The sequence below is a fragment of the Dyadobacter sp. CY261 genome, assembly GCF_021440085.1.
Taxonomy (GTDB): domain Bacteria; phylum Bacteroidota; class Bacteroidia; order Cytophagales; family Spirosomataceae; genus Dyadobacter.
In genome coordinates, this window is record NZ_JAKCPW010000001.1 from 34,305 (window position 1) to 57,806 (window position 23,502).

Sequence of the window (23,502 nt, forward strand, 5' to 3'; positions counted from 1 at the left end):
TTTGGTTGTTGCGATTTCATCGTCCCTGCTTATGCCCTGGCCCCAAAGTTGAAAAGTATAAGCCTTCCATAGATATATATAAGCCCGCCGACCGGGCGCTTCCCACCTTTGTATCATTCAATCAAACAAACAAAATGATGACAAAGACGGTATTGATTACAGGGGCTTCTTCGGGATTTGGGAAGGATGCTGTGCGGTTATTTCAGAAAAATGGATGGAATGTGGTTGCTTCAATGCGGTCGCCGGAAAGGGAGGCTGAGCTAGGGGTACTGGATAATGTGTTGCTTGTGCGTTTGGACGTGACCGATAGCGGCAGCATTCAACAAGCAGTGGAAGAGGGCATTGCGCGTTTCGGACGCATCGATGCATTGGTGAATAATGCGGGCCATGGTTCGCTGGGGGTTTTGGAGGCGGCCCCGGCGGAGGTGGTGCGCCAGCAGTTTGATGTTAATGTGTTTGGGCTCATCGAGGTGACGAAGGCGGTTTTGCCGCATATGCGCAAGAACAGGAGCGGGGTCATTGTCAATGTGTCGTCAATGGGCGGGCGTGTTGCTTTTCCGTTTTCTACGTTATATCATGCCACCAAATATGCCGTGGAGGGACTGTCCGAATCGCTGCAATTTGAGCTGGGACCGCTCGGTATCCGGGTGAAACTCGTCGAACCTGGGGGGTATAAAACGGATTTTGCAGGGCGTTCGCTCGCAACTTTTGGGGCGGGTGATCTGTTGGATTACCAGCCTGCCTACAACGACTTTGCCGGTAAGGTGGACACCTGGCCAATGTCGGAGCGGGTGTGGGAGGTAGCCGAGGCCATATTTGAAGCAGCCAGCGATGGTTCGCAGCAGCTGCGTTACCCGGTAGGTGCCGATGCCGTGCAGCTCCTCGAGGCTAGTAAGCAAATGGACGATCTGGCAGTCAAAAACATGATTTCCAGTTTCTTATAAGATTAATTAACCCTCGTCACCGAAGTTATGGCCAGCCAGTTCCGCGACATCGAGTCCATCGCCGACCTCCACCAATATGTAGGCGCGCCGAGCCCAAGGCACCCACTCATTAGCCTGATCGACAATACGGGCTTCTATGCCCAATGTCCGCGCGAACTGACGGCGTTCCGGTTTGGCTTTTACACCATTTCCTGCAAACGCATCCACGGAGTGCTCAAATACGGCAAGGGCCATTACGATTTCAGCGAAGGGTCGCTCATGTTCACGGCACCCGGGCAGGTCATAACCGGAAGCATAGATGAGGGCGGGGTGGAGGAGGGATGGGCGCTGTTTATCCATCCCGATCTGCTCAATGCCACCGAACTCGGCACGAAAATGCACCAGTATTCATTCTTTAACTATGACGTAAATGAGGCACTGCACATTTCGGAAGACGAAAAACAGGTGATCCGCGATTGTGTGGCGAAGATCGAAAGGGAATATTCTCAAAATATCGACAAGCACACGCTCCGCCTCATTACCGGAAATATCGAGCTGCTGCTCAATTACTGCGACCGGTTTTACGACCGTCAATTCTATACCCGCGCGAAAGTCAGCAACGATATGGTGCAGCATTTCGAGCGGTTATTGAATACCTATTTTGCCGAAGATACGCTCATTGACAAGGGTTTGCCCAATGTCAGATACTTCGCTTCGGAGCTGAACCTCTCGCCCAATTATCTGTCCGATCTGCTAAATCGCTTTACCGGCAAAACCACCCAGGAGCACATTCATTTGCGAATGATCGATAAAGCCAAGTCGCTGCTCTGGGGAACGGAGCATTCTATCAGCGAGATCGCCTACGAGCTGGGTTTCGAGCATCCATCGCATTTTACCAAAATCTTCAAAACCAAAACCGGCAAATCCCCAAGCGCATTCCGGCACTTGAACTGACGGTAGTGTTTGGTGCTAATCTGAGTTCTGCCTAATCGACCTTCTGAACGGTAGCGGTTGGCGGGAAATGCTATATTCTTGGCGTGAAATATCAGTTTTTGAGCGATACTGACCGGTTTCCTTTGTACCCGATCAAATTAATCAAAAATTAGCCATGAAAATCAGAAAAGGAATCCAATCACACATGATGACCAATCCAGACAGTGTTGCCAAAAGGCGCTTTGTCCAGGCGTTGCTTACAGGGTGTTTATTGTTTGGAATAATAACCGGATGTAAGGAGAGCGCTGAGGACGTAAGTCCGGGGAAAGGCGACGGTGGGGGCGCCACTGAGGTCGGGGTGCCGGATGGAGCCGCTGCGAGCAAAACGATTGGTGCGGCGGGTGGAACGCTTGTTTCGGCGGATAACCAGGTGACGCTTACCATTCCGGCAGGTGCATTGTCGAAGGATATGGAAATCAGCATCCAACCGATCACTAACGAAGCGATGAACGGCCTCGCCCAGGCATACCGTTTTTCACCGGATGGCACCACCTTTGCCAAGCCTGCATTGCTGATGTTCCGTTATGACCCACGAAGCGTTTCCGCGAACAGCCCCGACGCATTTGGCGTTGCCACCCAAGGCACCGATCGGGTTTGGTACCGCACCCCGGAGGTGACTGTGGACACCATGACGCATACCATCACAACCCCAATGCCGCATTTCAGCGATTGGACGGCCTATGAACTGTTCAAGATTGAAAGTATCTCCCTGGCAGGTGCCAACTATGTCGAACTGGGCGGCTCAGTAGATCTCGAAATGCTATTCTTTGACTTGGTCGAGCCGATCGACATTCCTTCCGAAGGGAAGAATATTACAATCGAAAAGGTTGAGTTCAGGGTGGCCGGCGGCTCGGCAAACGGGAGTGTCAAGGCGGCAGAAAATCCCGCGCAAAATGAGCGCGGTGTGTTTCCTGCCCGCTACTCCGCGCCTTCCAAAAATCCGCCAAGTAACCCGGTAACGGTTGTGGCAGATGTGACGCTCAAAGGGAAAAAAGCCAAAATTCAGGTTGTAAAACAGATATTAGTAGGAAAGGATTATTTCCGGGGAACATTCGCCGACACACCGTTCGATTGGCAAAACCTCCATTTCATGCGCAATGGGAACGATGTACACGTGGGTGGGTACAACGATAACCCTTCGCAGTCTCTGAATATTCTGCTTAATAGCATAGACCTCACTGCCCCAAACCGGACCTATGCGTATCAGGACAGGGCCGACAAAGGTGCCTGGGCGGAATTTGCGAGTAACTACACCGACGAGCATGGCGGGTGGATCTCAGCCAATTTCGATTGCGCGAAAAAGGCCGTGCGCGTTTCACCCGGGGGCGTCACCATCACGCAAATCAGCATCGTGAATGGGGTCGAGTACATTCAGGGGCGTCTGAGCGGCACGTTTTACAATCTCCCCGGAACTTGCCCCACTGCCTTACGCTATTTCCCGATTGAGGGCGAATTCAGAATAAAAAATACATTCAGCAGTGGCCGTAAACCGGCTTCCCTGGCTAACTTTAAAGGTAAGTAACACCTTTAATGACCAGCCTATGAATATCAAAACAAAGCGGATTTATGAACCCGCCGCGGCCGCCGACGGCTACCGGATACTGGTAGATCGCCTGTGGCCGCGCGGGCTCACCAAGGAAGCGGCCAACATCGACCGCTGGATGAAAGAAGTGGCCCCGTCCAATGCGCTGCGCACCTGGTTCCACGCCCATATGGAGCAATGGGATGAATTCATTTCGCGTTATTCAGCGGAACTGAAAGGCTCGGACGCATTGGAGGAGCTGCGAGAGCTGGCCACGGATTACGAAGTCGTTACTTTGCTGTTTTCAGCCAAAACCGAAGACCGTAACCAGGCGCTCGTCTTAAAACAATTGCTTGAAAGAGCCTGATCAGAATTGACCTCAACGTTCCAATCTTACAATTAACCCCTCATCACCGCTTAGTAATAGATTGTTGTCGACGCGTAACCCAATGCGTTCGGCCTCGGTGCTGACGATGATCTCCCCCTCGAAATGCTCATTCTTTGGCCTTAGATATGCCGGCCTGTGGCTGAGGTTAAGTACCACCAAAAAGCGGTCGAGGTCATTCTCGCGGATGTAAGCGATCAGCTGCTTGTCGGAATAGACAGGCGTGTATTGGCCGGTTTGAAATGCAGGCTGTCTCTTCCGCAATGTGATCAGGCTCCGGTATAAGGACAGCATGGACTCCGGATCTTCTTTTTGCAGATCCACATTCACGCGGCGGAAACTATCCGGTAATCGCAGCCAGGGCTTGGCATCGGAGAAACCGGCATTCTCGCCGGCATTCCATTGCATAGGCGTCCGTCCGGGATCGCGGCTTATGTTGCGGTCGGGCATATTTAATCCCTGTGGATCTACGATTTCATCCGGCGGGATCGGCACGTCGCGCATGCAAATTTCATCTCCGTAGTAGATGGTAGGCGTTCCCCGGAGCGTCAGGAGCAACATCGCGGCCACCCGCGCCTGCGAGCGGCCGACCCGGCTGGCAATGCGGGGCTGGTCGTGGTTGCCGAGCACCCAGTTGGGCCAGCCATCCGCTGGTAATGCGCCTTCATATTCGTCGATCGCCCCGGCGATTTGCTTCGAATCCCATGGTAATGAGAGCAACTTAAAATTGAATGGCAAATGTGCGCCCGATTGATTTAAACCATAATAGGTTACGAGTTTTTGAATGGGTAAATAAATTTCGCCGATCAGCACACGGCCTTCATATTCGTTGGTCACTTTCCGCATCATGCGCACGATTTCGTGCACTTCGGGCTGGTCGGTAGAGTACACCGGATCGTGGTATTCGTAAATCAGGTCATTTTCGTCGAATGCGGAATTGGGTGCGACGGGATTGTTGCGGAGTTGCGCATCCTTCACCATATGCCACATTACATCCACCCGGAAGCCATCCACGCCCTTCCGAAGCCAGAAATGCATCACATCCATCATCGCCTGCTGCACCTCCGGGTTGCGCCAGTTGAGGTCGGGCTGCTGTTTCAGGAACGCATGGTAATAGTATTGCTGCGTCGTTTCGTCCCATTCCCAGGCATGGCCGCCGAAAACACTCAGCCAGTTGTTAGGCAGTGCGCCATTCTCGCCGCCGTCGTGCCAGATGTACCAGTCACGTTTCGGATTGTCACGCGACGAACGCGATTCGAGAAACCACGGATGCTGGTCGGAAGTATGGTTAGGGACCAGGTCGAGGATCAGTTTCATACCCCGGCCGTGCACGTGATCGAGCAGCTCGTCGAAGTCCTCCATTGTTCCAAAAAGCGGGTGAACACCCTGGTAATCGGAAATGTCGTAGCCGAAATCGGCCATGGGCGACGGGTAAATAGGCGACAGCCAAATGCAGTCCACGCCGAGCCATTGCAGGTAATCGAGCCGTTGGATGATGCCTTTCAGGTCGCCGACGCCATCGCCGCTTGCGTCCTGAAATGAGCGGGGATAAATCTGATAGATAATGCCGGTTTGCCACCAAAGATGGTCTTTGTTTGTCGGATTGGTGCCCGTAAGTGCTTCCATGCTTTTACAGATTGCTATTGCCGACCGCCCTCAAAAATCACACCACAATCTATTGAAAATTTTATAGGAATTATTTGATAAAAAACATAGATAATCAAAGTGTATTTACTATATTTCAGTAAATCAAAAATTCTCAGATCATGATGCCATTCATAAAGCTTACCGGCGAATTCGACGAAAGTCTGATTGTAAGTGTGGAGAAGATTCTGTATTACATGGGGTACAGTCAAGGCTGTACGATATGGCTTGCCACGAGCGTTTCCCTGCGGGTGAAAGAGTGTGAAGAGGATCTCAAACGACTGATTGAAGAAGCATATATGCAGACGGCCTGAACCGGCAGTTCGCCGATACTGCAACTAAAACCTCATTTCAGGAATCGCTGACAGGCCATGGGCGCCGGTCAGCGATTTTTTTGTACACCAGCACTCGGTGTTCTTTCGGTTAATGGTATTATTCTAATAAAATAAAAGGGCTATAAAAGAATTTTACCCGGATAAAGAACGAAACTTCTTTTTTGTAAACTATTGATAGACAATAGTAGTTTTAGTATTAAGGTGGTGTGGTAACAGCTGTTTTACGTGAGCAAGGGTAAGAATGATTTAGTATTTTACCATTTCTTAACATTAGAAATTCAATGAGCAGAAACCTCCTTAAATATTTGCCACAGCGGCACAAATTAAAATTCAACACTATGAAACAAGTACAGAAAAGTAAAAACAAGTTTGCGCCGGCAGGTTTCCGGACATTCCTAAGTCAGTTTTTTACTGACAATGCCCAAGTAGAAAAATATTCAGAAAACCGGTATTCGGTTTTATATATGCTCAACGATCAGTATCAGCACGTTGGCTGCCCTACGCAGGAAGAAGCACAATTGGTTCAAGGTTTAATGCTGACAGACGAAAATCGCGTTCCGGTGGGTATTTATGATTCAAAAACCGATTCGTTCGAATGGGAAATTGTAGGTGAATACCTGGCTGGAAAAGGCGCGGACGATCATCAGCTCAGCCGCCAGGAAACGATCCTGACCATTGCTCGTGCATTGCGCCGCAGGGATGCGAGCTGGCATCCCGAATACCTGCAACGCCCCGGCCTTTTCGCATAAGGGATGACCGGCTTCGTCCGGTAAAGCTAGTTTCCGATTTGCGGCATCCGCAGTTTCAGTTAACTTTCAGGAAATTTCAAAATCCTGGATCCTGATGAAAAAACTGCTGCTTTTCCTCGCATTGATCGTCATTGCAGGTGCTTCCAAAACAAGGAAGATCACCTGGGTGGCGATCGGCGACTCTATCACTTACCTCAACGACCACCAGAACGAGACGGGGAACCGTGTTACAAAGGGGTATCTCACATTGATCGCGGAGAAATTTCCGCAGGTTACCTACATCAATCAGGGGCACAATGGCTGGACGTCGGTTAACATAGCCGACAAAATAGAGTCGCTGAATCTTGTAAAAGCTGATGTGTACACGATTTTCCTGGGCACTAATGACTGGTGGCAGGGAAAGGCATTGGGCACAATTGCCGATTACGAGCAGGCGAAAGGCACCGGCACAGTCTACGGCGCATTCAGGATCATTACCGATAAACTGAAAGCGCTCAGTAAAAAGTCGAAGATCATCCTCATTACGCCCATGCAGCGCGGGGATTTTGTGTATATCAACAGTTATAAAAACAATGCATTCGGCTCCTACAAGCCCAAAAACGATCAGACATTAGAGCAATTTGCGAATGCGATCGTGGAGATAGGGAAGAAGGACAAGATACCCGTCGTCGATTTATTCCACGACAGCGGCATTACGCTGGATAATATGGTCCGGTTCAAAAGGCTGAAAGATCCGCAAACCGGCGCCTATAAAGATCTGAAATATCCCGATTACGTGGATGTGCCCTTCAACCCGGAAACAGACGAATATCCTTACCCGGAAGAAGCGATCGACATGACATACGATGGCCTGCATCCTTCGGATAAAGGATATGAAGTAATCGCGGATTTGCTCGTGAAGAAATGGAAGGGGCTTAAATAATGGCCCCCTTGATTATTCAGCGGCGGGTTTCGCGATATAATTTTTGAGGTCGGCGAGCAGATTGTATAAGGATGTGCTGATGCCGTCGTTGTCGGCTTTTGACATTTGCAGCTCAACTTCGGCATCTTTGCGTTTTTTACGGTTGCTTTCCGTTTTGACTGTCTGCTCTTTCGCAATAATGTCGTCGTTTTCCTTTCCATTCAGGCGAACCGGGCTATGCTCCGCCGAAACGCCGTCGAGCGTGGTGATGCGGGCTTCGTACTGATTGTCTTTATACTGCACGCCCAGGTCGAAACGGACATACTGGTACTGGGAATGGATGACGGGTATGTAGCTCGTAATGAGTACAATGCCTGCTTCTGTGTCATCGCTGGTGATCGCATTCTCGGCATTACCGAATTTTTTTTCTACCCAGCCTCTGATCTTTTGATGAAGTTCGGACTTACGTAATTTGGGCTGTCCGGAGTCGGTGTAACTGATGTTATTTTTGGCATCCAGCGGCAATTTGCCGTCCTGTGCGAAAGTATGGGTCGCTGCCGATAGCAGCGCGAAAAGAAGCAAATTTTTCAAGGCGAGAATTAAATTGGTGAGTGGGCAAATATAGTGGAAAAGATTTTGGCGGGGGCGGACATGCACTTTGTAAATGGTCCGGTTTTTTAAACGACAGGATTTGGTTACTTTTAAACACACTAAACTCAACAGTTTATGGCTAAGCTCACAAAAATTTCGCTTGCATTGGCGCTGCTTATCTGCGCTTCGTTCACAGTCCTGCACCACGGCTGGGCCGATTACGACCAAACCAAACCGACCGATTTCAAAGCTAAAATCGAAGACCTCACCTACGAAAACCCGCACGTGTTGGCCAAAGTAAAGTACAATAAGGAGCTGACGACCGTTTACCTTGCGCCTGTAACGCGCATGGAATCGCGCGGATTGAATGCGGACATGATCAAAAAAGGTACAACCATACGGTTTGTCGCTTATCCGCACAAAACCGAAAAAAATGAAATGCGGGCCGAGCGCGTTTTTGTCGGCGATGATAAATATGAATTGCGATAAGCGTGCAGAATTATCATCAATGGCTTGAATGGCTTGAAAAATCTTCCTGGGCAGTTGGGATCAGGCAGTCGTTGTGGCTGTATCCGGCTTTGGAGATCGTCCACATATTAGGCATAATCATGCTCGTAGGCGCAGCGTTCCTCTTCGACCTGCGCCTGCTGGGCTTTTCGCGTAACCTGCCATTGACAGGACTTTCAAGGCATTTGTTGCCGTGGTCACAACGCGGCCTCATTCTCATCATCCCTTCCGGGCTTCTCCTATTTATAACCAATGCTCAGGCGCTGGGAACTGATCCGGTTTTCTGGACAAAAATCGCTTTGATCGCGGTGGCAGCATTGAATGTGTTTGTATTCCACCGCCTGGTTTACAGTACTTTCAAACGCCGAGGCGCATCCGGCGATCTGCCCGGAATGGCCCGCTTATGCGCCTGCGTTTCGATCGTGGTTTGGATCGCGGTGGTGGCTTGCGGGCGGTTGTTGGCTTATTAAAGTAATGCACACTGTTATAGAAGGAATTTATGGGAACGGCAAGATGACTGTGACATAAAATTCTTATTGGACACACACGCTTTACTATGAAAGTCTTCCTGATATCTTGGACCATCGCGATCCATTCGATCGCATGATCATAGTAACTGCCTTCGCGGAAAGTGCTGCTTTGATCAAATGCAGGTCCTAAATTTAGCCGTAATCTGGGCTACGTAAACGTTATTTGGTAGCCAAAATTTGATGTTGCCGGAACGACAAAGCGGTTAAAAAGTGTTACCCCAGTACAATAGCAATTTTCATTCTTCCTATGGCCTTCGGTGATTTTTATCGTACCTTTGCGCCTTAATTGGACATCATGATTTACTTCTTCACAGGCGGGGACGACACCGTCTTTGCACTACAAACCGAGCGAACGCTCGATGCCTCCGATTCTTCCAAATTAAGCTGGCTTTTCGGCGGCGCAGAACTCCGAAAGGAAACCGTTCTCACCGAATATTTCGTAGGGCCGCGTGCAGCGATGATCACGCCTTGGAGCACCAATGCCGTCGAAATTACCCAGAATATGGGGCTGGAAGGCATTGTGCGCATCGAGGAATTCAAGAAAGTGGGAGCTGATTTCACGGACTTCGATCCGATGCTTTCGCAGAAGTACAGCGAACTGAACCAGGATATTTACACCATCAATATCAAACCTGAAAGCGTTCGGGAAGTGGTTGATATTGATACCTATAATAAGCAGGAAGGACTTGCGCTGAACGACGAGGAGGTGGATTACCTTACCGGGTTAGCCGATAAGCTCGGCCGTAAACTGACCGACTCCGAAGTGTTCGGTTTTTCGCAAGTTAACTCCGAGCACTGCCGCCACAAGATCTTCAACGGCGTATTTGTGATCGATGGGGAGGAGCAACCGGTTTCACTTTTCAAGCTCATCCGCAAAACGTCCGAAAGCAATCCAAATTCGATTGTTTCGGCCTATAAAGACAACGTAGCATTTCTTAAAGGCCCGGTAGTTCAGCAATTTGCTCCCAAGCGCCCGGATGTACCTGAATACTACGAGATCAAAGACTTTGAATCCGTTCTCTCTCTGAAAGCGGAAACCCACAACTTCCCTACTACCGTGGAGCCGTTCAACGGCGCCGCGACCGGTTCAGGAGGTGAAATTCGCGATCGCCTCGCAGGCGGACAGGGCTCGATCCCACTCGCTGGCACGGCCGTATACATGACAGCGCTCTCGCGTCTGGAAGAAAACCGGGCCTGGGAGAAGGGTGTCGAAGAACGCCAATGGCTGTACCAGACGCCGATGGACATTCTTATTAAGGCATCCAATGGTGCAACCGATTTTGGTAACAAGTTTGGTCAGCCACTCATCGTTGGCTCCGTACTCACATTTGAGCACGAAGAAAACGGTCGCAAGCTAGGTTATGACAAAGTGATCATGCAGGCAGGCGGTATCGGTTACGGTAAAGCTGAGCAAGCTAAAAAACATACACCTTCCACTGGCGACAAGGTGGTGGTAATGGGTGGTGAAAACTACCGGATCGGGATGGGCGGCGCGGCCGTTTCTTCTGCGGATACCGGTGCGTTCGGTTCGGGTATTGAATTGAATGCCATCCAACGCTCCAATCCTGAGATGCAGAAACGCGTAGCCAATGCGGTACGCGGGATGGTTGAAAGCGGTAATAACACCATTGTTTCTATCCACGACCACGGCGCAGGGGGGCATTTAAACTGCTTGTCCGAACTGGTGGAAGAAACGGGCGGCAAGATTGACCTTGATAAATTACCGGTAGGTGATCCGACGCTTTCTGCCAAGGAAATCATCGGCAACGAATCCCAGGAAAGAATGGGCCTCGTGATCAGCCAGAACGACATTGACTTCCTCCAACGCATCGCCGACCGCGAGCGCGCGCCGATGTACACGGTTGGAGAGGTGACGGGCGACCATCGCTTCACATTCGAATCGTCGACCACTGGTGCCAAGCCGATGGACCTGGCAATGGACGAAATGTTCGGCAGCTCGCCAAAGACTTACATGCGCGACAAGACTGTGGAGCGCAACTACGAGCCGGTTCAATACGAAACTGCGAAACTGCACGAGTACCTGGAACAAATGCTTCAACTTGAAGCGGTGGCATCCAAAGACTGGCTGACGAACAAAGTCGACCGTTGTGTGGGCGGCCACGTGGCGAAGCAGCAAACAGCCGGACCATTGCAATTGCCACTGAACAACGTCGGCGTAATGGCCCTTGATTTCCAGGGCAAAGACGGCATTGCCACTTCCATTGGTCACGCACCGCTTTCAGCATTGATCGACCCGGCTGCGGGTAGCCGCAATGCGATAGCCGAAGCGCTTTCTAACATCGTTTGGGCTCCATTGAAAGACGGCTTAGCAACGGTTTCGCTCTCGGCGAACTGGATGTGGGCTTGTAAGAATGAAGGCGAGGACGCGCGTTTGTACAAAGCCGTGCAAGCCTGCTCGGATTTCGCCATCAGCCTCGGAATCAACATTCCGACAGGAAAAGACTCCCTGTCGATGAAACAGAAATACAAAGACGGAGACGTCATCGCGCCGGGAACTGTCATCATTTCGGCAGGCGGCCATTGCGACGATATTACAGCCGTTGTGGAACCTGTACTTCGCAAATCGGGCGGTTCTATCTATTATATCAACCTTTCAGGTGACCGTTTCAAACTGGGCGGATCGTCATTCGCTCAAATCCTGAACAAAATCGGGTCGGAAACGCCGGACATTCAGGATGCCGCGCAGTTCAAAGCGACATTCAATGCAATCCAGCAATTGATTAAAGCAGGGAAAATCCAGGCGGGCCACGACATTGGTAGCGGTGGTTTGATCACCACACTCTTGGAAATGTGCTTCGCAGACCGCGACCTCGGTGCTTCCATTGATCTGTCGGCACTCGGAGATCAGGACATTATCGAAAAGCTATTTGCTGAAAACATCGGTATTGTATTTCAAGCCGATGAATCAGCTGAGGCGGCACTGGCAGAAGCCGGAGTTGCATTCCATAAGATCGGAACGGTAAATCTGGCCTCAACACTTACAGTGAAAGACGCCACTGGCAAATGGGATTTCGATATCGACCATTTGAGGGATGTTTGGTTTAAAACCTCTTATTTATTAGACCAAAAACAGACCGGCAACGGTCTCGCGAAAGAGCGTTTCGATAATTACAAGCATCACGTATTGCGTTACAAATTCCCTGCGCAATTCGACGGCAAAAAGCCAGTAATCGACGCCTCGAAACCCCGCCCGAAAGCAGCAGTGCTCCGTGAAAAAGGCAGCAACTCCGAACGTGAGCTTGCCAATGCCATGTATCTGGCTGGTTTCGATGTAAAAGACGTCCACATGACCGACCTCATTTCGGGACGCGAAACCCTGGAAGATATCCAGTTCATCGGCGCAGTAGGAGGGTTCTCCAACTCCGACGTACTCGGTTCCGCCAAAGGATGGGCCGGCGCATTCCTTTACAACGAAAAGGCTAAAATCGCGCTCGAAAACTTCTTCAAACGCGACGACACGCTTTCGGTCGGCATTTGCAACGGCTGCCAGCTCTTCATCGAGCTAGGTCTGATCAACCCGGATCACGAGGACAAGCCGAAAATGCTCCACAACACAAGCCATAAACACGAAAGTATTTTCACTTCGATGACAGTTCAACCGAACAACTCGGTTATGCTTTCATCACTCGCGGGCAGCACATTAGGTGTATGGGTATCGCACGGAGAAGGTCGTTTCCAGTTGCCGCTTGCTGAAAATCAGTATAATATCGTTTCCAAATACGGTTACGAAACCTACCCGGCGAATCCGAATGGTTCGGATTATAACACCGCTATCCTATGCGACAACACCGGTCGTCACCTGGTAACCATGCCACACATCGAGCGATCACTTTTCCAATGGCATTGGGCCAATTATCCTGAGGGACGCAAAGATGAAGTTTCGCCCTGGATGGAGGCATTTGTGAATGCGAGGAAGTGGATTGAGGAGAGGAAACGCTAGTCCCGGGTTAGGGGCTGGTCAAGGCTCATTGATTTAATTTCAGGCCATGCCAGGACAGTAACAATGTCCTCGGCATGGCCTTCTACGATTAGCAAGTTTGTAAGGTTTCCTCCTTTAAGAATTAGCGAATGCGCGCGCAGCCTCTCTTTGATATCACCAAACTCGTGCTCGACCGCATTTTTCTTGTTATTAATTAATGCCTGCCTGTACGCTTGTCTGGTTGGGAAATTAGCAGGGTGAGGCGAGAAAGGTTCTGATCGGCGTTCGTTCGCGGAATTCAAAACCACAACAGTCCTTAAAAGATCTTCGCGTTCCGCAGTTTCAAGTCTATCGCGTAATGACGAATCTATTTTTGCTGCCTGTTGATCTGAAAGGGTCATTGATACAATGGTTTAGCCTGAATAAGTCCACTACCTTGTCGCTCGGGTGGGTAATTTAGCGTTTTCTTACTTACAATGTTCTTATAGGCCAGGTTTTTGCATGAGGTAACGATTCCTTCAATTAGATCAGTCACGGTGATTTCCGGGTATTTTTCCAGAATCAGCGCTGCAACGCCGGATACGATGGGTGTTGCCATGGATGTTCCGTCCCACGCTTCATAGCCACCGCCCATCACGGAGGACCATACTTGCTCTCCCGGCGCGACCACATCCGGAACTTCATAGCGGTGATTGTCAGCTACCAAAACACCCCCGCTGCTGAAGCTGGATACTTTATTTTCCTGATTGGATGCGCCTACGGAAAGTGAATCGACATAATTTCCCGGGCTTCTGGTTTTATTCCTTCCTTCATTTCCGGCTGCAATGACCGGCAGAATTCCTATTCCCAACAAAGCTGCAACCGATGACATCATGTCCGGTACATTACCCGGGATGCCAGCAGAAATGTTTACAATCGAAATAGTCGGATCGGAAGCGGCCCATTCCAACGCAAGAATGAAGTCCGAAATATTGCCTCTTCCCCCCGGTAGCATAGTTCCACTCACAACTTTTGCCTCGGGAGCTACACCGACATTTTTACCGCATATCAGACCGGCCACATGCGTTCCGTGCCCCTGCGTATCAATGGAAGTGCCATTGAAACTGGTTTGCCAGGTATTTACATTGAACGTATAGGCGCCCATCACTTTACCACTCAATTCAGGGTGGGTAGCATCAATGCCCGTATCCAAAACAGCAATAGTTACTCCTTTTCCGGTGCCGGTGAACCCGCGTTTCTTTATGTCGGTCAGGCCAATGGCGTCTAAATGCCACAGGTCCTTCTTCAGTACCCTGGTTTTCGTTGTGCTATTAGTTTTTGCCGGTTCGATAAGCCCAACAGGGCGATCCCGCATGATTACCAGGTCGGGCAGATCTTGTCTCAGTTTGGTAGCCTCTTCTTCGGACATATCAACAATCTTGGTGCCAGTTACGGGCGTTCTTGCTTCCGGCGCTAATGAAGTTACAGATGCAGGGGACTGGTCTAGCCATCTGTTCAATTCCTTGTAACAGGGATCTTCGCTTCGGAGCCCGACTAATTCAGAAATTTGCCGTTGCCTATCCTCAGGTTTAAAATTTTTGGAAATCAATCCCACCGTGCGACTCCCGAGGGAGCTTTTGGGACGTACTATGAAAATTGCCATGATTTAGTTTTTTTCAGGTTAAGGTTTAAGACCAAAGAATGCTTATGCAGCCGCCACCGCTGACCCGAACCAGGATGTGGCAACGGCAGTCAGTTCAGGAATCTCATTTTTGATATTCCTACTAAAAAACAACGGTTACGGCTGCTATCCGGATGTCAGATAAACTGCAACGGACTGGCGGTCGCCAGAAGCCCTATTTGCAGCTGTCGGCGAACAGCATCGAGTGCATCAAGTGCATCGACCCGCAAATAGTCTACGCGGGTGGGAGTAACGTTATTCACTTCATCGTCGCCATCATGGATTTTTACGGCTCCGTTTCTCAGGCATTCAACCAGAAAATCGACCTCGGGTAGTTTGCGTGTCGTTTTGAGAAAATATTCTTGCATGAGCATTAATACGCCGCTTATCACCGGCGTCGCCTGGCTGGTGCCATCCTGAACGGACTCGCCCATATCGGAGGAAATGCCGCTTGAAGTGATGGGTGCGCCCGGAGCAAAAATGTCTGTCCGGCAGTGAGTGTGACTGGTTTGATGTAGCCTTTGTGAAAATGGCGTTATACAGTCGGCGGCCGTAGTTTCTGCTTGGGCACCGCTTTGATAACTTCTAGGTCCCACGTTGGCATCGTAAACCGCGCCAACGCTCACGCACTCGCGGATGATCGCCGGAAACGACATTCCCTGTTGTTGAAATCTGAAATATTCGTTTCCCGCAGCAATCACGACCGGAATACGTAGATTTTTCAATTGAAGTATACGCTCATGCAGGTCGCTGTTACGGAATTCTTCATCACCTGCGTAGTTCGCTGTGTTACCCAGCGAAAGGCTCACCACTGTGATATTGTATTTTAAATGGTTGTCCAAAACCCAGTCCAATGCATCGACAACTGCCTCGAACGAACCACCGCCATTATTGGAAAGGACTTTGAGCGGGATGACTGACGCCATGGGGGCAATGCCATTATGCAACCCACTGGCCACGATGATGCCCGCAACATTTGTACCGTGCCCGTTGCCATCGGATGCGTTGTTTGGATCTCCGTTATTGTCGGCGGTAAAATTTCGTTGGGTAGGTACGCGACCTGCGAAATCCTGATGCGTAACCCGTAAACCGGTATCGAGTACCGCGACAGTGAGCCCCGCGCCTGACACGCGGAATGCACGACGTGCTTCTACCGTACGGATAAGCGTGTCTACCTCCCGGTCGAGGATCAGAAGTTGGGGAATCTGGAATTGCACCGGCGGCACGGGCACCGGGATGAGATTTTCTGCGTCTGTTAAGGCCATTTTGTTTGTAGTCAAGTTTCATTACAAAACTATAAGGGCCTCGTTCGTGCGACAATGTGGTTTTCCCGGGTTTTCGCGGGGTAGATTTACGGTAATTGCGGAAGGTGGATAGACGGTGTTTATTGTTTTAGCTCAGCCTTAAACCGCTCAATATCCTCCAACCCTTTCTTCGTGGCATAAGGCCGCAACAAATGGGCCTTCATCCTCAAATAATGGGTCATCTGATTGGCGAGGTTTTGCCGCGATTCGGTGAGCACCGCTTCCGAAAGCCAGAAACGACTTTGGAGGCTATTGCTGGAAATAATGAGCAGCTTGTCGTCTTCGGATCCGAATTTCAAGTATTTGGTTTCTTCCAAGCGTTCAATGTCGTGCGTTAGCCCCGACATCCGGTTCCGCATTACATTGCCTTGGTAATTGGCGGCGATGCGGGTGTTTTGCTCCATTAAATGCACCATGCTTAGCAGCAAGCATTGGTATTTCAATCCGTTTTCAAACAGTAATTTGTTTTTGGTAAGAAAATCATATAAGCTATTAATAGGTAAGTCGCTGTGAATTTTGGAATTGGATTCGGTGTAGGCCTGGCTGAGGTTGAAGACAAGGTCGTCCTTGGTCGGAAAATAATAGGTGAGATTTCCGATCCGTATGCCCAGGTCGACAGCCAGTTCGCGCATACCCACATACTCGATGCCTTTAAGGTTGAAGAGCTCCAACGCCCGTTTACTAATTTTCTCCTGTGTTGCGTTCATCTGAATTTGGTCAATGTCCTAAATCGTTGTAATTTTAGGTCGTTGTCCAAAAATATAACATTCTGATCTTATGACGAAAACATTCCCGAATTTCCTGCACATTCTGGCATCGATTGCTTTTATTACGATCATCGGTGCCGCCATTTATGAACATGCTGCTGTGGTGCCCGCGTGGAGCGCCGCGCCGCCGCGATCGCTTTCGATGTTCCAGGGCGAGTATGGCTTGCAAGCCGTTAACTTTTGGAAACCGGTACATCCCGTGGCCATTTTATTGCTCGCGGCTGCATTGATCACCAACTGGCGGCAGCCTCGCCGCAAGCAATTGCTGATCGTAGTGGGCGGTTACGTGCTGGTACTTGTGATCACCGCGGCCTATTTTGTTCCCGAACTGGTCGCCATTACCAACTCGGCCTACTCGCCGGCTGTGAGCGACGACCTCGCCGGACGTGCCCAAACATGGGAGAAGCTCAGCCTCGCCCGTTTAAGCGGAATGCTCGTACTAGCCGTTATATTGTTGTATGGTTTTAAGTGTAAAACAGGCAGAAAACTAATGGGGACCCTCACAATGGAAAAAGTATATCCAATAACCATCGACAATGGTCACGGCGAACGGCTGACATTCCTTGGCCGTAAGCTCAGGGATGGCGTCGAATACATCCAGGTCGAAAACCAGGTAAGCCCCGGTGCCGGTCCGCCGATGCACGTGCATCACCAGCAACACGAGAGCCTGAATATCCTGGAAGGCAAAATGGGTGTGGAAGTGCTTGGTCAGAAACCGTACTATCTCCACAAAGGCGAATCGGCAACATTCGAGGCTGGGATAGCCCACCGGTTCTGGAATGCAGGTGACACCACGCTGTACTGTGATGGCGAAATCTGGCCACCGCATAATATCGAGTATTTCCTGTCGGAAATCTATCGCTCCGCACGCGAAAACGGAAATGGCCGGCCAGAGGCATTTGACGCCGCCTACCTGCTGCGAAAATACCGGACAGAATTCGATATGCTAGGCATTCCCGCCTTTGTGAAAAAGGTCATCTTTCCTTTCATATTGTTTTTAGGAAGAATCCAGGGAAAAAGCAAGCGGTTTAAAAACGCGCCGGAAGCACAACCGGCACGTTGACTTCCCGCCGTTACTTGCTCAGGTGTAGCAATTTTCTAACCGTATAATTCTCATTGATTTTTAACCTACAATACAAAATTTCATTTACACTATCAGGCAGCTCTTTGATTTCGTATTGCCATTTTCCTTTTGCGTGAGGATTGTCGACTACGGTTTTCAGCACATTACCCTGGCAGTTGATAATGTCTAGTTTGACGTAACTATTTTCATTTGGGACATCAAATGTGATAGTAAAATTTGTTGTGTAGGGGTTGGGGTAGGCGTTGAGTTCAAAGCCCGGTTGTTCGTTTTCTTTCTCTTCCAAAACACCAGCCCCTTCACGCTGATTATCATACTTTCCGACATTAAGGGCTTGAGATATGTGCCAGTTTCCTGTCGCATCTTTCATGTAGCAGCGAATGCCGAGGTATTTGTCTTGTGTAGTGAGTGAATTCCCATTCCCTCCCGGCACGGGCGGACTGTTGATACCGATATTACTCCACGAGTACTGAACTGCATTGCCAAATACGGTGAGCGTTCGCCAATCGGCATTCTTCGAATAGGTTAGTTGCGGTACCCAGCTTGCTGCAACGGGATTAGCCAGACTTCCAATGGTGGGAAACCACTTGTTGGCAAGCCAGGTAAGCCCTTTAATCGATCCGGGTCCTTCGTAAAAATGGGTGGTATCAACTCTATATCTGTCAGCTCCAACGATGTCGGTTTTCGCCCCGGCGCTACCGTTAACATAGTCTGTATCGGGACCGCTGAGGTTTGGCGAGCCTGTCGCAACATTGCCTTGCCCCGTTCTGATCGTAGCGTTGAACGGCCCAAATTTGCTGATGGATGCTTTGGAAACATACCATGTAAGATTGGGTGACCCAAAATCAGTGCGGGATTTGGTGATCACAGCCAGTAATTTGGCTTGATAATCGGCGGCGCTGGTTGCTTTGTAGATCGGGCTGACATTCAAATCCGCATCGGCTTCTCCCTGATGCCAGAGCACAGCCCGGACGCCGAACAGCGACCCATAATAATTCAGGGCATTTTTCAATGTTGTGTACGGGAGGCCATAGTAATCCGAAGGAATTACAGATCCTCCCTGGTAACCCAAACACACTTGGGCTTCCGTGTAGGGATGTTTGGCTTCCACACCATCGACACCCTGTTTCCATTCCGTGATGCTGGACCCACCCGTAGCTGCATTAAAAAACGCCACAGGCATTCCTCCATTCGCATCAGAGATTAGCTTGCCCAATGTAGCATAAGCCCAAATTCCATTACCGGATGGCCCTAATTTACCATGCCGTTTTGCTTCATCGGGCGTATTTAACGAAAACATGCTCGTGAAAGATGCAGGAAAGGTTTTCGTGCAGGTCTTGTCTTCCGAGGTGCCAACAACCCATTCCGGAATGCCGGCACCGCTAGGTAGTAAGTAATTGAGCTTTTCAACTCCTTGCGCATTAGATTGGCCAGCAATGATGAAAACATCGCCTACCCCGAATTTAGCAGATGCGTATACGACGCCGTTAAAGAGAATTTCACACAAATACCAGCCTTTGCTAATCACCTGCGTAACGTAAAACATGCCATTGGCAGCCATACTAAGGTTGGTGGCCGGCCCGGGTGCGCTTGCAACCCCCGTAGCGCTGACCGACCTGATCCTGTAACTTAAAATAACGGCGAGCGTATTGTGGACAAGCTGGCCTGCGAAAGTTATTACTGCATTATTTGATGTGCCACGTTGGAGCACGGAATTATTGATCGGATAAGACAGCGACACTGTTTGTGCATCGCAAATATTTGCCCGGAAACAAGTGCATACGACTATGCACGCAATAAAAAATTTCATAATAAAGGAATAAATGTGTGTTGAAATTGGAGATAGGTAGCTATTAAGCTCAATTGGCCTTGACAAATCCGGCAACATCGATCAAAGGAATTTTGGCACCGTAATGCTGATTGATCGCCTTGATCACCTCGTTGGCGATAATCGCGTGTCCAAGCGGAGTAGGGTAAATTCCGTCCGACGAAAAGAAATTACCGTGCGCAGTCCCGTCGATTAAGATCCCATCATCCGTCTTATATCCTCCCAGGTGAATGCGCTGATAGAGGTCAAAGAGATCAACTACGGCCAGGTCTTTTTTCGCCGCATAATCCCTGATTTTCTGATTATAGTAGAGCTGGGGATCGGAGTGATAGGTTTCACCGTAGTCAATTACTTCAATATCTTCCAGATTAGCCGCAAAAGCGCCTCCTTTGAACCTCTCACATAGGGTATGTAATTTGGCTGTTGGGATTAACGAAAATGGTTTTGAAATGTTTATTACCCCATCCGCGATATCATTTCGATTAAAGGTTATGTACACGTTACCAAATTCTTTCATCGAATACCAATTCATATAAGGCAAATCTTGATACCGTGGAACTGTAAAAATTACCCCCTTTTTACCTCTTAAATGGTAATTGATGGCGTAGTCCGTAATTGTGCCTGAGTTCAATACTGAACCATTAAAGGTATCGTTCCAAAGCCCAATTTCCTTGGTTCTTTGAATCCCTGCCATCCAGCGGTCGAAAAATTCTTCGACAACTATAAAATTATAGGGAAGTTCAGCTGGTGAATTGCCCTTAAACCGTGATGCTAGGAGTGTGGGCAAGTCGCAGTATTCACAGCCCCAGCCAGGGACATACCATTCAATGCCTCCTTCGAACAGTCCGTAATTAGAAATCTTTCCCTGGTATGGGGGCATAGTCGGCGTACTGCCCGGAGCGAGCGAAATGGTATTGTTAGTAACGCGATCCCAGTTCGGATACCCACTTTCCGTACTACTACGGTATACGTAATAACCTGTACCATTGTAATGCTCTTTGTCGAAAAGCGGCATCGCAAAATTTTTGATACCCATTTGATGGGCCAGCAAGTTGGTGTAATTGGTTTGCTGGCTTTCTCTGGTAATGCCGCCGTTCATGACGCCGGCCGTTAATCCGCCTCCGAATGCGACCATTTCCATTTCCTGCCCCGGTTTGAGGGCTCGCCCAAAATCGGCCAGCGGGACCGGTGTGGATAGCCATTCTTCAATTTTGAGGCCCGGCTGCCGGTCGAGGTTGTCATGAATCAACTCAGGGAATCGCCCCATCGGGTGAATGCGCATAAAAGGCCCGTTCGTTTTGGCCGAGTCTTCGGCTGTCGGTATATAGATCGGCTTAATAGGCTTAGGATCGGGCCAGCCGGTTGTGGGCTGATTGCATGCGGCCAGGGCGAATAACAATAACATTTTCTTCATAGTAAGTTTGTTTTAAGTGGAACATACATGCAAAAGGATGGAACATGGGTGACAGAAACCCGGACGCGGCAACACCTGGCTGCCGCCAAAACAGATTAGCGCTTCCTCTTTTGGCTGTTACAAGTACTAGAAGATGATGTTGAGTCCTGACCGGTCGAATTACTGCTTCGTCAGGTGTGATGCAATAGAAGATAATTTGGATTGAAAGTCAAGAGTATGTCGTCACGCAATGTACAAGCGGAAGTGGGGCGATGATCAAGCGGATCTTGATATCAGCTTCATCCTGGAAATCCATCGGACGGCTTTTGGGGAATTGTATAGTTGGGCGGGTAAAGGGCGTACTATTGACGTTCAGGTTGGAAAGCTCTCTCCACCCCATCCGTCACAGGTTCCGGCGCTGATGTATCAGTACGCCGATGATGTCAATTATAGGTTGAAATGGGTGGAGGAAAAGCAGGCAGATGCGGGGGCTCCTCTTCCTTATCTCGCATTGCCCTGTACTGATATATTAGTGCCCTGATTTTTATTTCCGCTCGTCAGATTGAATGTAAAACTTACGAATGCACCGGCGCGCCAGGCGGGGGTAAGGGAGACGGCGCGGGTGACGGGGTAGTCGGCGGCGTTGAATTCCTTACCCAGGGATTGTGATTGCACCGGCACTTGCAGTTGCGTGCCGGCAAGTCCGGCGGTGATAATCACGCGCTGGCTTCTTCCTTGCATGGTCGAAATGCCGATATAGTATTTGAGGGATTTTCCGTCAAGACCGGTGCTGGCGCCGAGGGAGCCGCCCAATTTCGAGCCCCTCGAATAGAAATGGAAGAGGTAACCGATCGTGGGTACGTACCGGTTTGGGTCGCGGCGCTTGCCTACTTTGACGGTATTTTGAGAAATTTGTTCGAAGAAATACTCGGATTGTGGTAAAAAATTGACGAATAACCCCGTGCTAAAATCGACTTTCAAACCCCGTTTAAGTGGAAGGGAAAAAGGCACATTAATCGGTTTGGCAGACATGGAGTAAACCGAATTCTGTACAGGTTCGCCTGTAATAACGAAATTGACTTCGGTAGCTTCGTCGTCGAACTGATGGCTCTGATGGGTAATGGTAAAATTCTGTTCGTTGATTGCGTCATACAGTTTGACGGTATTCTCAATGCACGTTTTAAGGGTCTGGTAATCAATCTGCTTGTGATATTCCTTGATCTTCGTTTCCTGATTCTCCGCAGTTTGCTTGTAAAGCCTAAATGCTTCCTGACGAAGTTTGATATCCTCGCTTTTAGGAATCTTTGGCTCAGTTTCATAGGTAGCAGCCCTGCCGTTTACAAAATAGATCAGATCTTGGGAGCCATCTAGATACTGCCCGAATTTGTTTTCGAGATTTCGTTTTCGGTCGTTCAGTATGCGTATCAGTTCCGTTTTGTCGGTAGTACCAAAGCTCTTAAGTGCCAAGTTGTTTTTCAAAAGTGGCATTGATTCAGGGTTGGTGCTTTGTGAATAGACAATGGATAACAGCTGTTGGTAAAACAATTCTATTTCCTGCAACTCATACACCGATTTCTTGTATTCATTCAACAGCAACGCGACGGATTCTACTTTAAACTTTAAATCAGAACTTGATTCCGCAGCTTCCTTGTAACTTTTTTCTGCTGCATCGAGCGCTGTTTTGTTTTCTTTGATTTTGGTCGTCAGTTGGTCAATTTCTTTGGTTGAAGCCGTTATTTTATCATCTATCAAAAGGATTTCTTTATCTATCAAAGTCTTCTGTTGCGTTGCGCCGGTATCAGGTAGAGCACTTTTGTTGTTTTGTAGGAGCAATTTGCCTGGCAGGATTTTGGCGATTTCCAGCCTTTTGTTTCTTAATTCGGTAGTATCAGCAATGTAGGTATTTCGGGCATTCTGCAAATTCTCGTCCGCCTTTTGTACCGTGGCATCGGTTCTAGTCAGCTTTGGGATGTCGGCGGATAGATAATTGAGGTTAGAGAGTCGCCCAAAATCGATCTGGGGCTGATTCTGGCCGAATGTCGTGAGGGGGTCGTTTTTCCCCTGAGCTTCGTTGGAGATCAGAATGGTGTTCTTGTGCTGTTCCTTAATGGAAATTTTGTAAAGAAATGGGTTGACGTTCTTCAAGACGATCATTGCGCCATGTTTCCAATCGATGGAACGTCCGAAAGGAGGCCGGTTCAGGAATTGGCTGGTGAAGCAGTCGTAGGTAATGAACACTTGTTTGGCTCCATCGTTGGACTGTCCGTCTTTCTTATCAGACTGTTGGGCGGAGGATTGGGCAGGTGCAAAAAGTGTTAAAAGTAGGCAGGGCAGAAGTGCTTTCATGCTGTGAAACAGGGGAGGTGGATGAGTTTTTGATAATCATAATTTTGCCAAACGCCCGTGCATGGCCTAATTTGTGAGTATGTTTCAAGAGAAAATCTTATTA

Annotated in this window: 21 protein-coding genes; 12 read left to right on the forward strand and 9 right to left on the reverse strand. The window is 49.3% G+C overall.

The window, feature by feature from the left end:
- Window positions 1-134: 134 nt before the first annotated feature.
- The 4 genes from LZD49_RS00145 to LZD49_RS00160 all read left to right on the forward strand — a co-directional run bounded on the left by LZD49_RS00145 (window position 135) and on the right by LZD49_RS00160 (window position 3,805).
- Window positions 135-944, forward strand: a complete 810-nt coding sequence (locus tag LZD49_RS00145) for an SDR family oxidoreductase (RefSeq protein ID WP_234665277.1) — start codon at window positions 135-137, stop codon at window positions 942-944.
- Window positions 945-971: 27 nt separating this feature from the next.
- Window positions 972-1,877 (forward strand): AraC family transcriptional regulator, encoded by a 906-nt coding sequence (locus LZD49_RS00150; protein ID WP_234665278.1) that lies wholly within the window; start codon window positions 972-974, stop codon window positions 1,875-1,877.
- Between the two features lie 154 nt (window positions 1,878-2,031).
- Window positions 2,032-3,438, forward strand: a complete 1,407-nt coding sequence (locus tag LZD49_RS00155; protein WP_234665279.1) for a hypothetical protein — start codon at window positions 2,032-2,034, stop codon at window positions 3,436-3,438.
- Between the two features lie 19 nt (window positions 3,439-3,457).
- Window positions 3,458-3,805: a DUF488 domain-containing protein gene (locus LZD49_RS00160; RefSeq protein ID WP_234665280.1), complete on the forward strand. Its 348-nt coding sequence runs from the start codon at window positions 3,458-3,460 to the stop codon at window positions 3,803-3,805.
- Between the two features lie 12 nt (window positions 3,806-3,817).
- Here the strand turns inward: LZD49_RS00160 and LZD49_RS00165 are convergent, their stop codons facing one another.
- Window positions 3,818-5,449: an alpha-amylase family glycosyl hydrolase gene (locus tag LZD49_RS00165; protein WP_234665281.1), complete on the reverse strand. Its 1,632-nt coding sequence runs from the start codon at window positions 5,447-5,449 to the stop codon at window positions 3,818-3,820.
- Between the two features lie 140 nt (window positions 5,450-5,589).
- Between LZD49_RS00165 and LZD49_RS00170 the strand changes: the two genes are divergently transcribed.
- The 3 genes from LZD49_RS00170 (at window position 5,590) to LZD49_RS00180 (ending at window position 7,473) form a co-directional block, all read left to right on the forward strand.
- Window positions 5,590-5,781, forward strand: a complete 192-nt coding sequence (locus LZD49_RS00170; protein ID WP_234665282.1) for a hypothetical protein — start codon at window positions 5,590-5,592, stop codon at window positions 5,779-5,781.
- 359 nt (window positions 5,782-6,140) lie between these two features.
- Complete coding sequence (locus LZD49_RS00175; RefSeq protein ID WP_234665283.1) at window positions 6,141-6,551, forward strand: hypothetical protein; 411 nt, start codon at window positions 6,141-6,143, stop codon at window positions 6,549-6,551.
- Window positions 6,552-6,645: 94 nt separating this feature from the next.
- Window positions 6,646-7,473 (forward strand): SGNH/GDSL hydrolase family protein, encoded by an 828-nt coding sequence (locus LZD49_RS00180; RefSeq protein ID WP_234665284.1) that lies wholly within the window; start codon window positions 6,646-6,648, stop codon window positions 7,471-7,473.
- Window positions 7,474-7,485: 12 nt separating this feature from the next.
- Here the strand turns inward: LZD49_RS00180 and LZD49_RS00185 are convergent, their stop codons facing one another.
- Window positions 7,486-8,043 (reverse strand): DUF4468 domain-containing protein, encoded by a 558-nt coding sequence (locus tag LZD49_RS00185; RefSeq protein ID WP_234665285.1) that lies wholly within the window; start codon window positions 8,041-8,043, stop codon window positions 7,486-7,488.
- Between the two features lie 135 nt (window positions 8,044-8,178).
- On the opposite strand from LZD49_RS00185, the gene LZD49_RS00190 reads away from it, so the two are divergent.
- The 3 genes from LZD49_RS00190 to purL all read left to right on the forward strand — a co-directional run bounded on the left by LZD49_RS00190 (window position 8,179) and on the right by purL (window position 13,041).
- Window positions 8,179-8,532, forward strand: coding sequence for a DUF6152 family protein (locus LZD49_RS00190; RefSeq protein WP_234665286.1), 354 nt, complete (start codon window positions 8,179-8,181; stop codon window positions 8,530-8,532).
- 2 nt (window positions 8,533-8,534) lie between these two features.
- Window positions 8,535-9,020, forward strand: a complete 486-nt coding sequence (locus tag LZD49_RS00195; RefSeq protein WP_234665287.1) for a DUF6644 family protein — start codon at window positions 8,535-8,537, stop codon at window positions 9,018-9,020.
- Window positions 9,021-9,375: 355 nt separating this feature from the next.
- A complete protein-coding gene (gene purL / locus LZD49_RS00200) occupies window positions 9,376-13,041 on the forward strand; it encodes a phosphoribosylformylglycinamidine synthase (RefSeq protein ID WP_234665288.1) in 3,666 nt (1,221 codons plus the stop codon).
- On the opposite strand, the gene LZD49_RS00205 is transcribed toward purL, so the two are convergent.
- The 4 genes from LZD49_RS00205 to LZD49_RS00220 all read right to left on the reverse strand — a co-directional run bounded on the left by LZD49_RS00205 (window position 13,038) and on the right by LZD49_RS00220 (window position 16,691).
- On the reverse strand, window positions 13,038-13,421 hold the full coding sequence (locus tag LZD49_RS00205; RefSeq protein WP_234665289.1) for a hypothetical protein: 384 nt from the start codon (window positions 13,419-13,421) through the stop codon (window positions 13,038-13,040). The two genes, purL and LZD49_RS00205, sit on opposite strands and share 4 nt — an antisense overlap.
- Window positions 13,418-14,662, reverse strand: a complete 1,245-nt coding sequence (locus LZD49_RS00210; RefSeq protein ID WP_234665290.1) for a S8 family serine peptidase — start codon at window positions 14,660-14,662, stop codon at window positions 13,418-13,420. Before LZD49_RS00210 ends, LZD49_RS00205 begins: the two co-directional genes overlap by 4 nt.
- A gap of 155 nt (window positions 14,663-14,817) precedes the next feature.
- Window positions 14,818-15,945, reverse strand: a complete 1,128-nt coding sequence (locus LZD49_RS00215; RefSeq protein ID WP_234665291.1) for a S8 family serine peptidase — start codon at window positions 15,943-15,945, stop codon at window positions 14,818-14,820.
- Between the two features lie 119 nt (window positions 15,946-16,064).
- A complete protein-coding gene (locus LZD49_RS00220) occupies window positions 16,065-16,691 on the reverse strand; it encodes a TetR/AcrR family transcriptional regulator (protein WP_234665292.1) in 627 nt (208 codons plus the stop codon).
- Between the two features lie 70 nt (window positions 16,692-16,761).
- Here LZD49_RS00220 and LZD49_RS00225 point away from each other — a divergent pair, with 70 nt between their 5' ends.
- On the forward strand, window positions 16,762-17,814 hold the full coding sequence (locus tag LZD49_RS00225; RefSeq protein WP_234665293.1) for a cupin domain-containing protein: 1,053 nt from the start codon (window positions 16,762-16,764) through the stop codon (window positions 17,812-17,814).
- Between the two features lie 10 nt (window positions 17,815-17,824).
- On the opposite strand, the gene LZD49_RS00230 is transcribed toward LZD49_RS00225, so the two are convergent.
- Together LZD49_RS00230 and LZD49_RS00235 are read right to left on the reverse strand one after the other, a co-directional pair.
- Window positions 17,825-19,573 (reverse strand): sialate O-acetylesterase, encoded by a 1,749-nt coding sequence (locus LZD49_RS00230; RefSeq protein WP_234665294.1) that lies wholly within the window; start codon window positions 19,571-19,573, stop codon window positions 17,825-17,827.
- Window positions 19,574-19,691: 118 nt separating this feature from the next.
- Complete coding sequence (locus tag LZD49_RS00235) at window positions 19,692-21,074, reverse strand: hypothetical protein (protein WP_234665295.1); 1,383 nt, start codon at window positions 21,072-21,074, stop codon at window positions 19,692-19,694.
- A 229-nt stretch (window positions 21,075-21,303) separates the two neighbouring features.
- On the opposite strand from LZD49_RS00235, the gene LZD49_RS00240 reads away from it, so the two are divergent.
- Window positions 21,304-21,594, forward strand: a complete 291-nt coding sequence (locus tag LZD49_RS00240; protein ID WP_234665296.1) for a Fic family protein — start codon at window positions 21,304-21,306, stop codon at window positions 21,592-21,594.
- On the opposite strand, the gene LZD49_RS00245 is transcribed toward LZD49_RS00240, so the two are convergent.
- Window positions 21,555-23,399: a hypothetical protein gene (locus tag LZD49_RS00245; protein WP_234665297.1), complete on the reverse strand. Its 1,845-nt coding sequence runs from the start codon at window positions 23,397-23,399 to the stop codon at window positions 21,555-21,557. The genes LZD49_RS00240 and LZD49_RS00245 overlap by 40 nt on opposite strands.
- Window positions 23,400-23,502 lie beyond the last annotated feature (103 nt).

Bases quoted from the DNA above. Each gene is read 5' to 3' on its own strand.
- LZD49_RS00240 (WP_234665296.1), top strand. From the start codon at position 21,304: ATGTACAAGCGGAAGTGGGGCGATGATCAAGCGGATCTTGATATCAGC.
- LZD49_RS00170 (WP_234665282.1), top strand. From the start codon at position 5,590: ATGATGCCATTCATAAAGCTTACCGGCGAATTCGACGAAAGTCTGATT.
- LZD49_RS00175 (WP_234665283.1), top strand. From the start codon at position 6,141: ATGAAACAAGTACAGAAAAGTAAAAACAAGTTTGCGCCGGCAGGTTTC.
- LZD49_RS00155 (WP_234665279.1), top strand. From the start codon at position 2,032: ATGAAAATCAGAAAAGGAATCCAATCACACATGATGACCAATCCAGAC.
- LZD49_RS00180 (WP_234665284.1), top strand. From the start codon at position 6,646: ATGAAAAAACTGCTGCTTTTCCTCGCATTGATCGTCATTGCAGGTGCT.
- LZD49_RS00160 (WP_234665280.1), top strand. From the start codon at position 3,458: ATGAATATCAAAACAAAGCGGATTTATGAACCCGCCGCGGCCGCCGAC.
- LZD49_RS00145 (WP_234665277.1), top strand. From the start codon at position 135: ATGATGACAAAGACGGTATTGATTACAGGGGCTTCTTCGGGATTTGGG.
- LZD49_RS00210 (WP_234665290.1), bottom strand. From the start codon at position 14,662: ATGGCAATTTTCATAGTACGTCCCAAAAGCTCCCTCGGGAGTCGCACG.
- LZD49_RS00220 (WP_234665292.1), bottom strand. From the start codon at position 16,691: ATGAACGCAACACAGGAGAAAATTAGTAAACGGGCGTTGGAGCTCTTC.
- LZD49_RS00190 (WP_234665286.1), top strand. From the start codon at position 8,179: ATGGCTAAGCTCACAAAAATTTCGCTTGCATTGGCGCTGCTTATCTGC.
- LZD49_RS00235 (WP_234665295.1), bottom strand. From the start codon at position 21,074: ATGAAGAAAATGTTATTGTTATTCGCCCTGGCCGCATGCAATCAGCCC.
- LZD49_RS00205 (WP_234665289.1), bottom strand. From the start codon at position 13,421: ATGACCCTTTCAGATCAACAGGCAGCAAAAATAGATTCGTCATTACGC.
- LZD49_RS00225 (WP_234665293.1), top strand. From the start codon at position 16,762: ATGACGAAAACATTCCCGAATTTCCTGCACATTCTGGCATCGATTGCT.
- LZD49_RS00150 (WP_234665278.1), top strand. From the start codon at position 972: ATGGCCAGCCAGTTCCGCGACATCGAGTCCATCGCCGACCTCCACCAA.
- LZD49_RS00215 (WP_234665291.1), bottom strand. From the start codon at position 15,945: ATGGCCTTAACAGACGCAGAAAATCTCATCCCGGTGCCCGTGCCGCCG.
- LZD49_RS00165 (WP_234665281.1), bottom strand. From the start codon at position 5,449: ATGGAAGCACTTACGGGCACCAATCCGACAAACAAAGACCATCTTTGG.
- purL (WP_234665288.1), top strand. From the start codon at position 9,376: ATGATTTACTTCTTCACAGGCGGGGACGACACCGTCTTTGCACTACAA.
- LZD49_RS00245 (WP_234665297.1), bottom strand. From the start codon at position 23,399: ATGAAAGCACTTCTGCCCTGCCTACTTTTAACACTTTTTGCACCTGCC.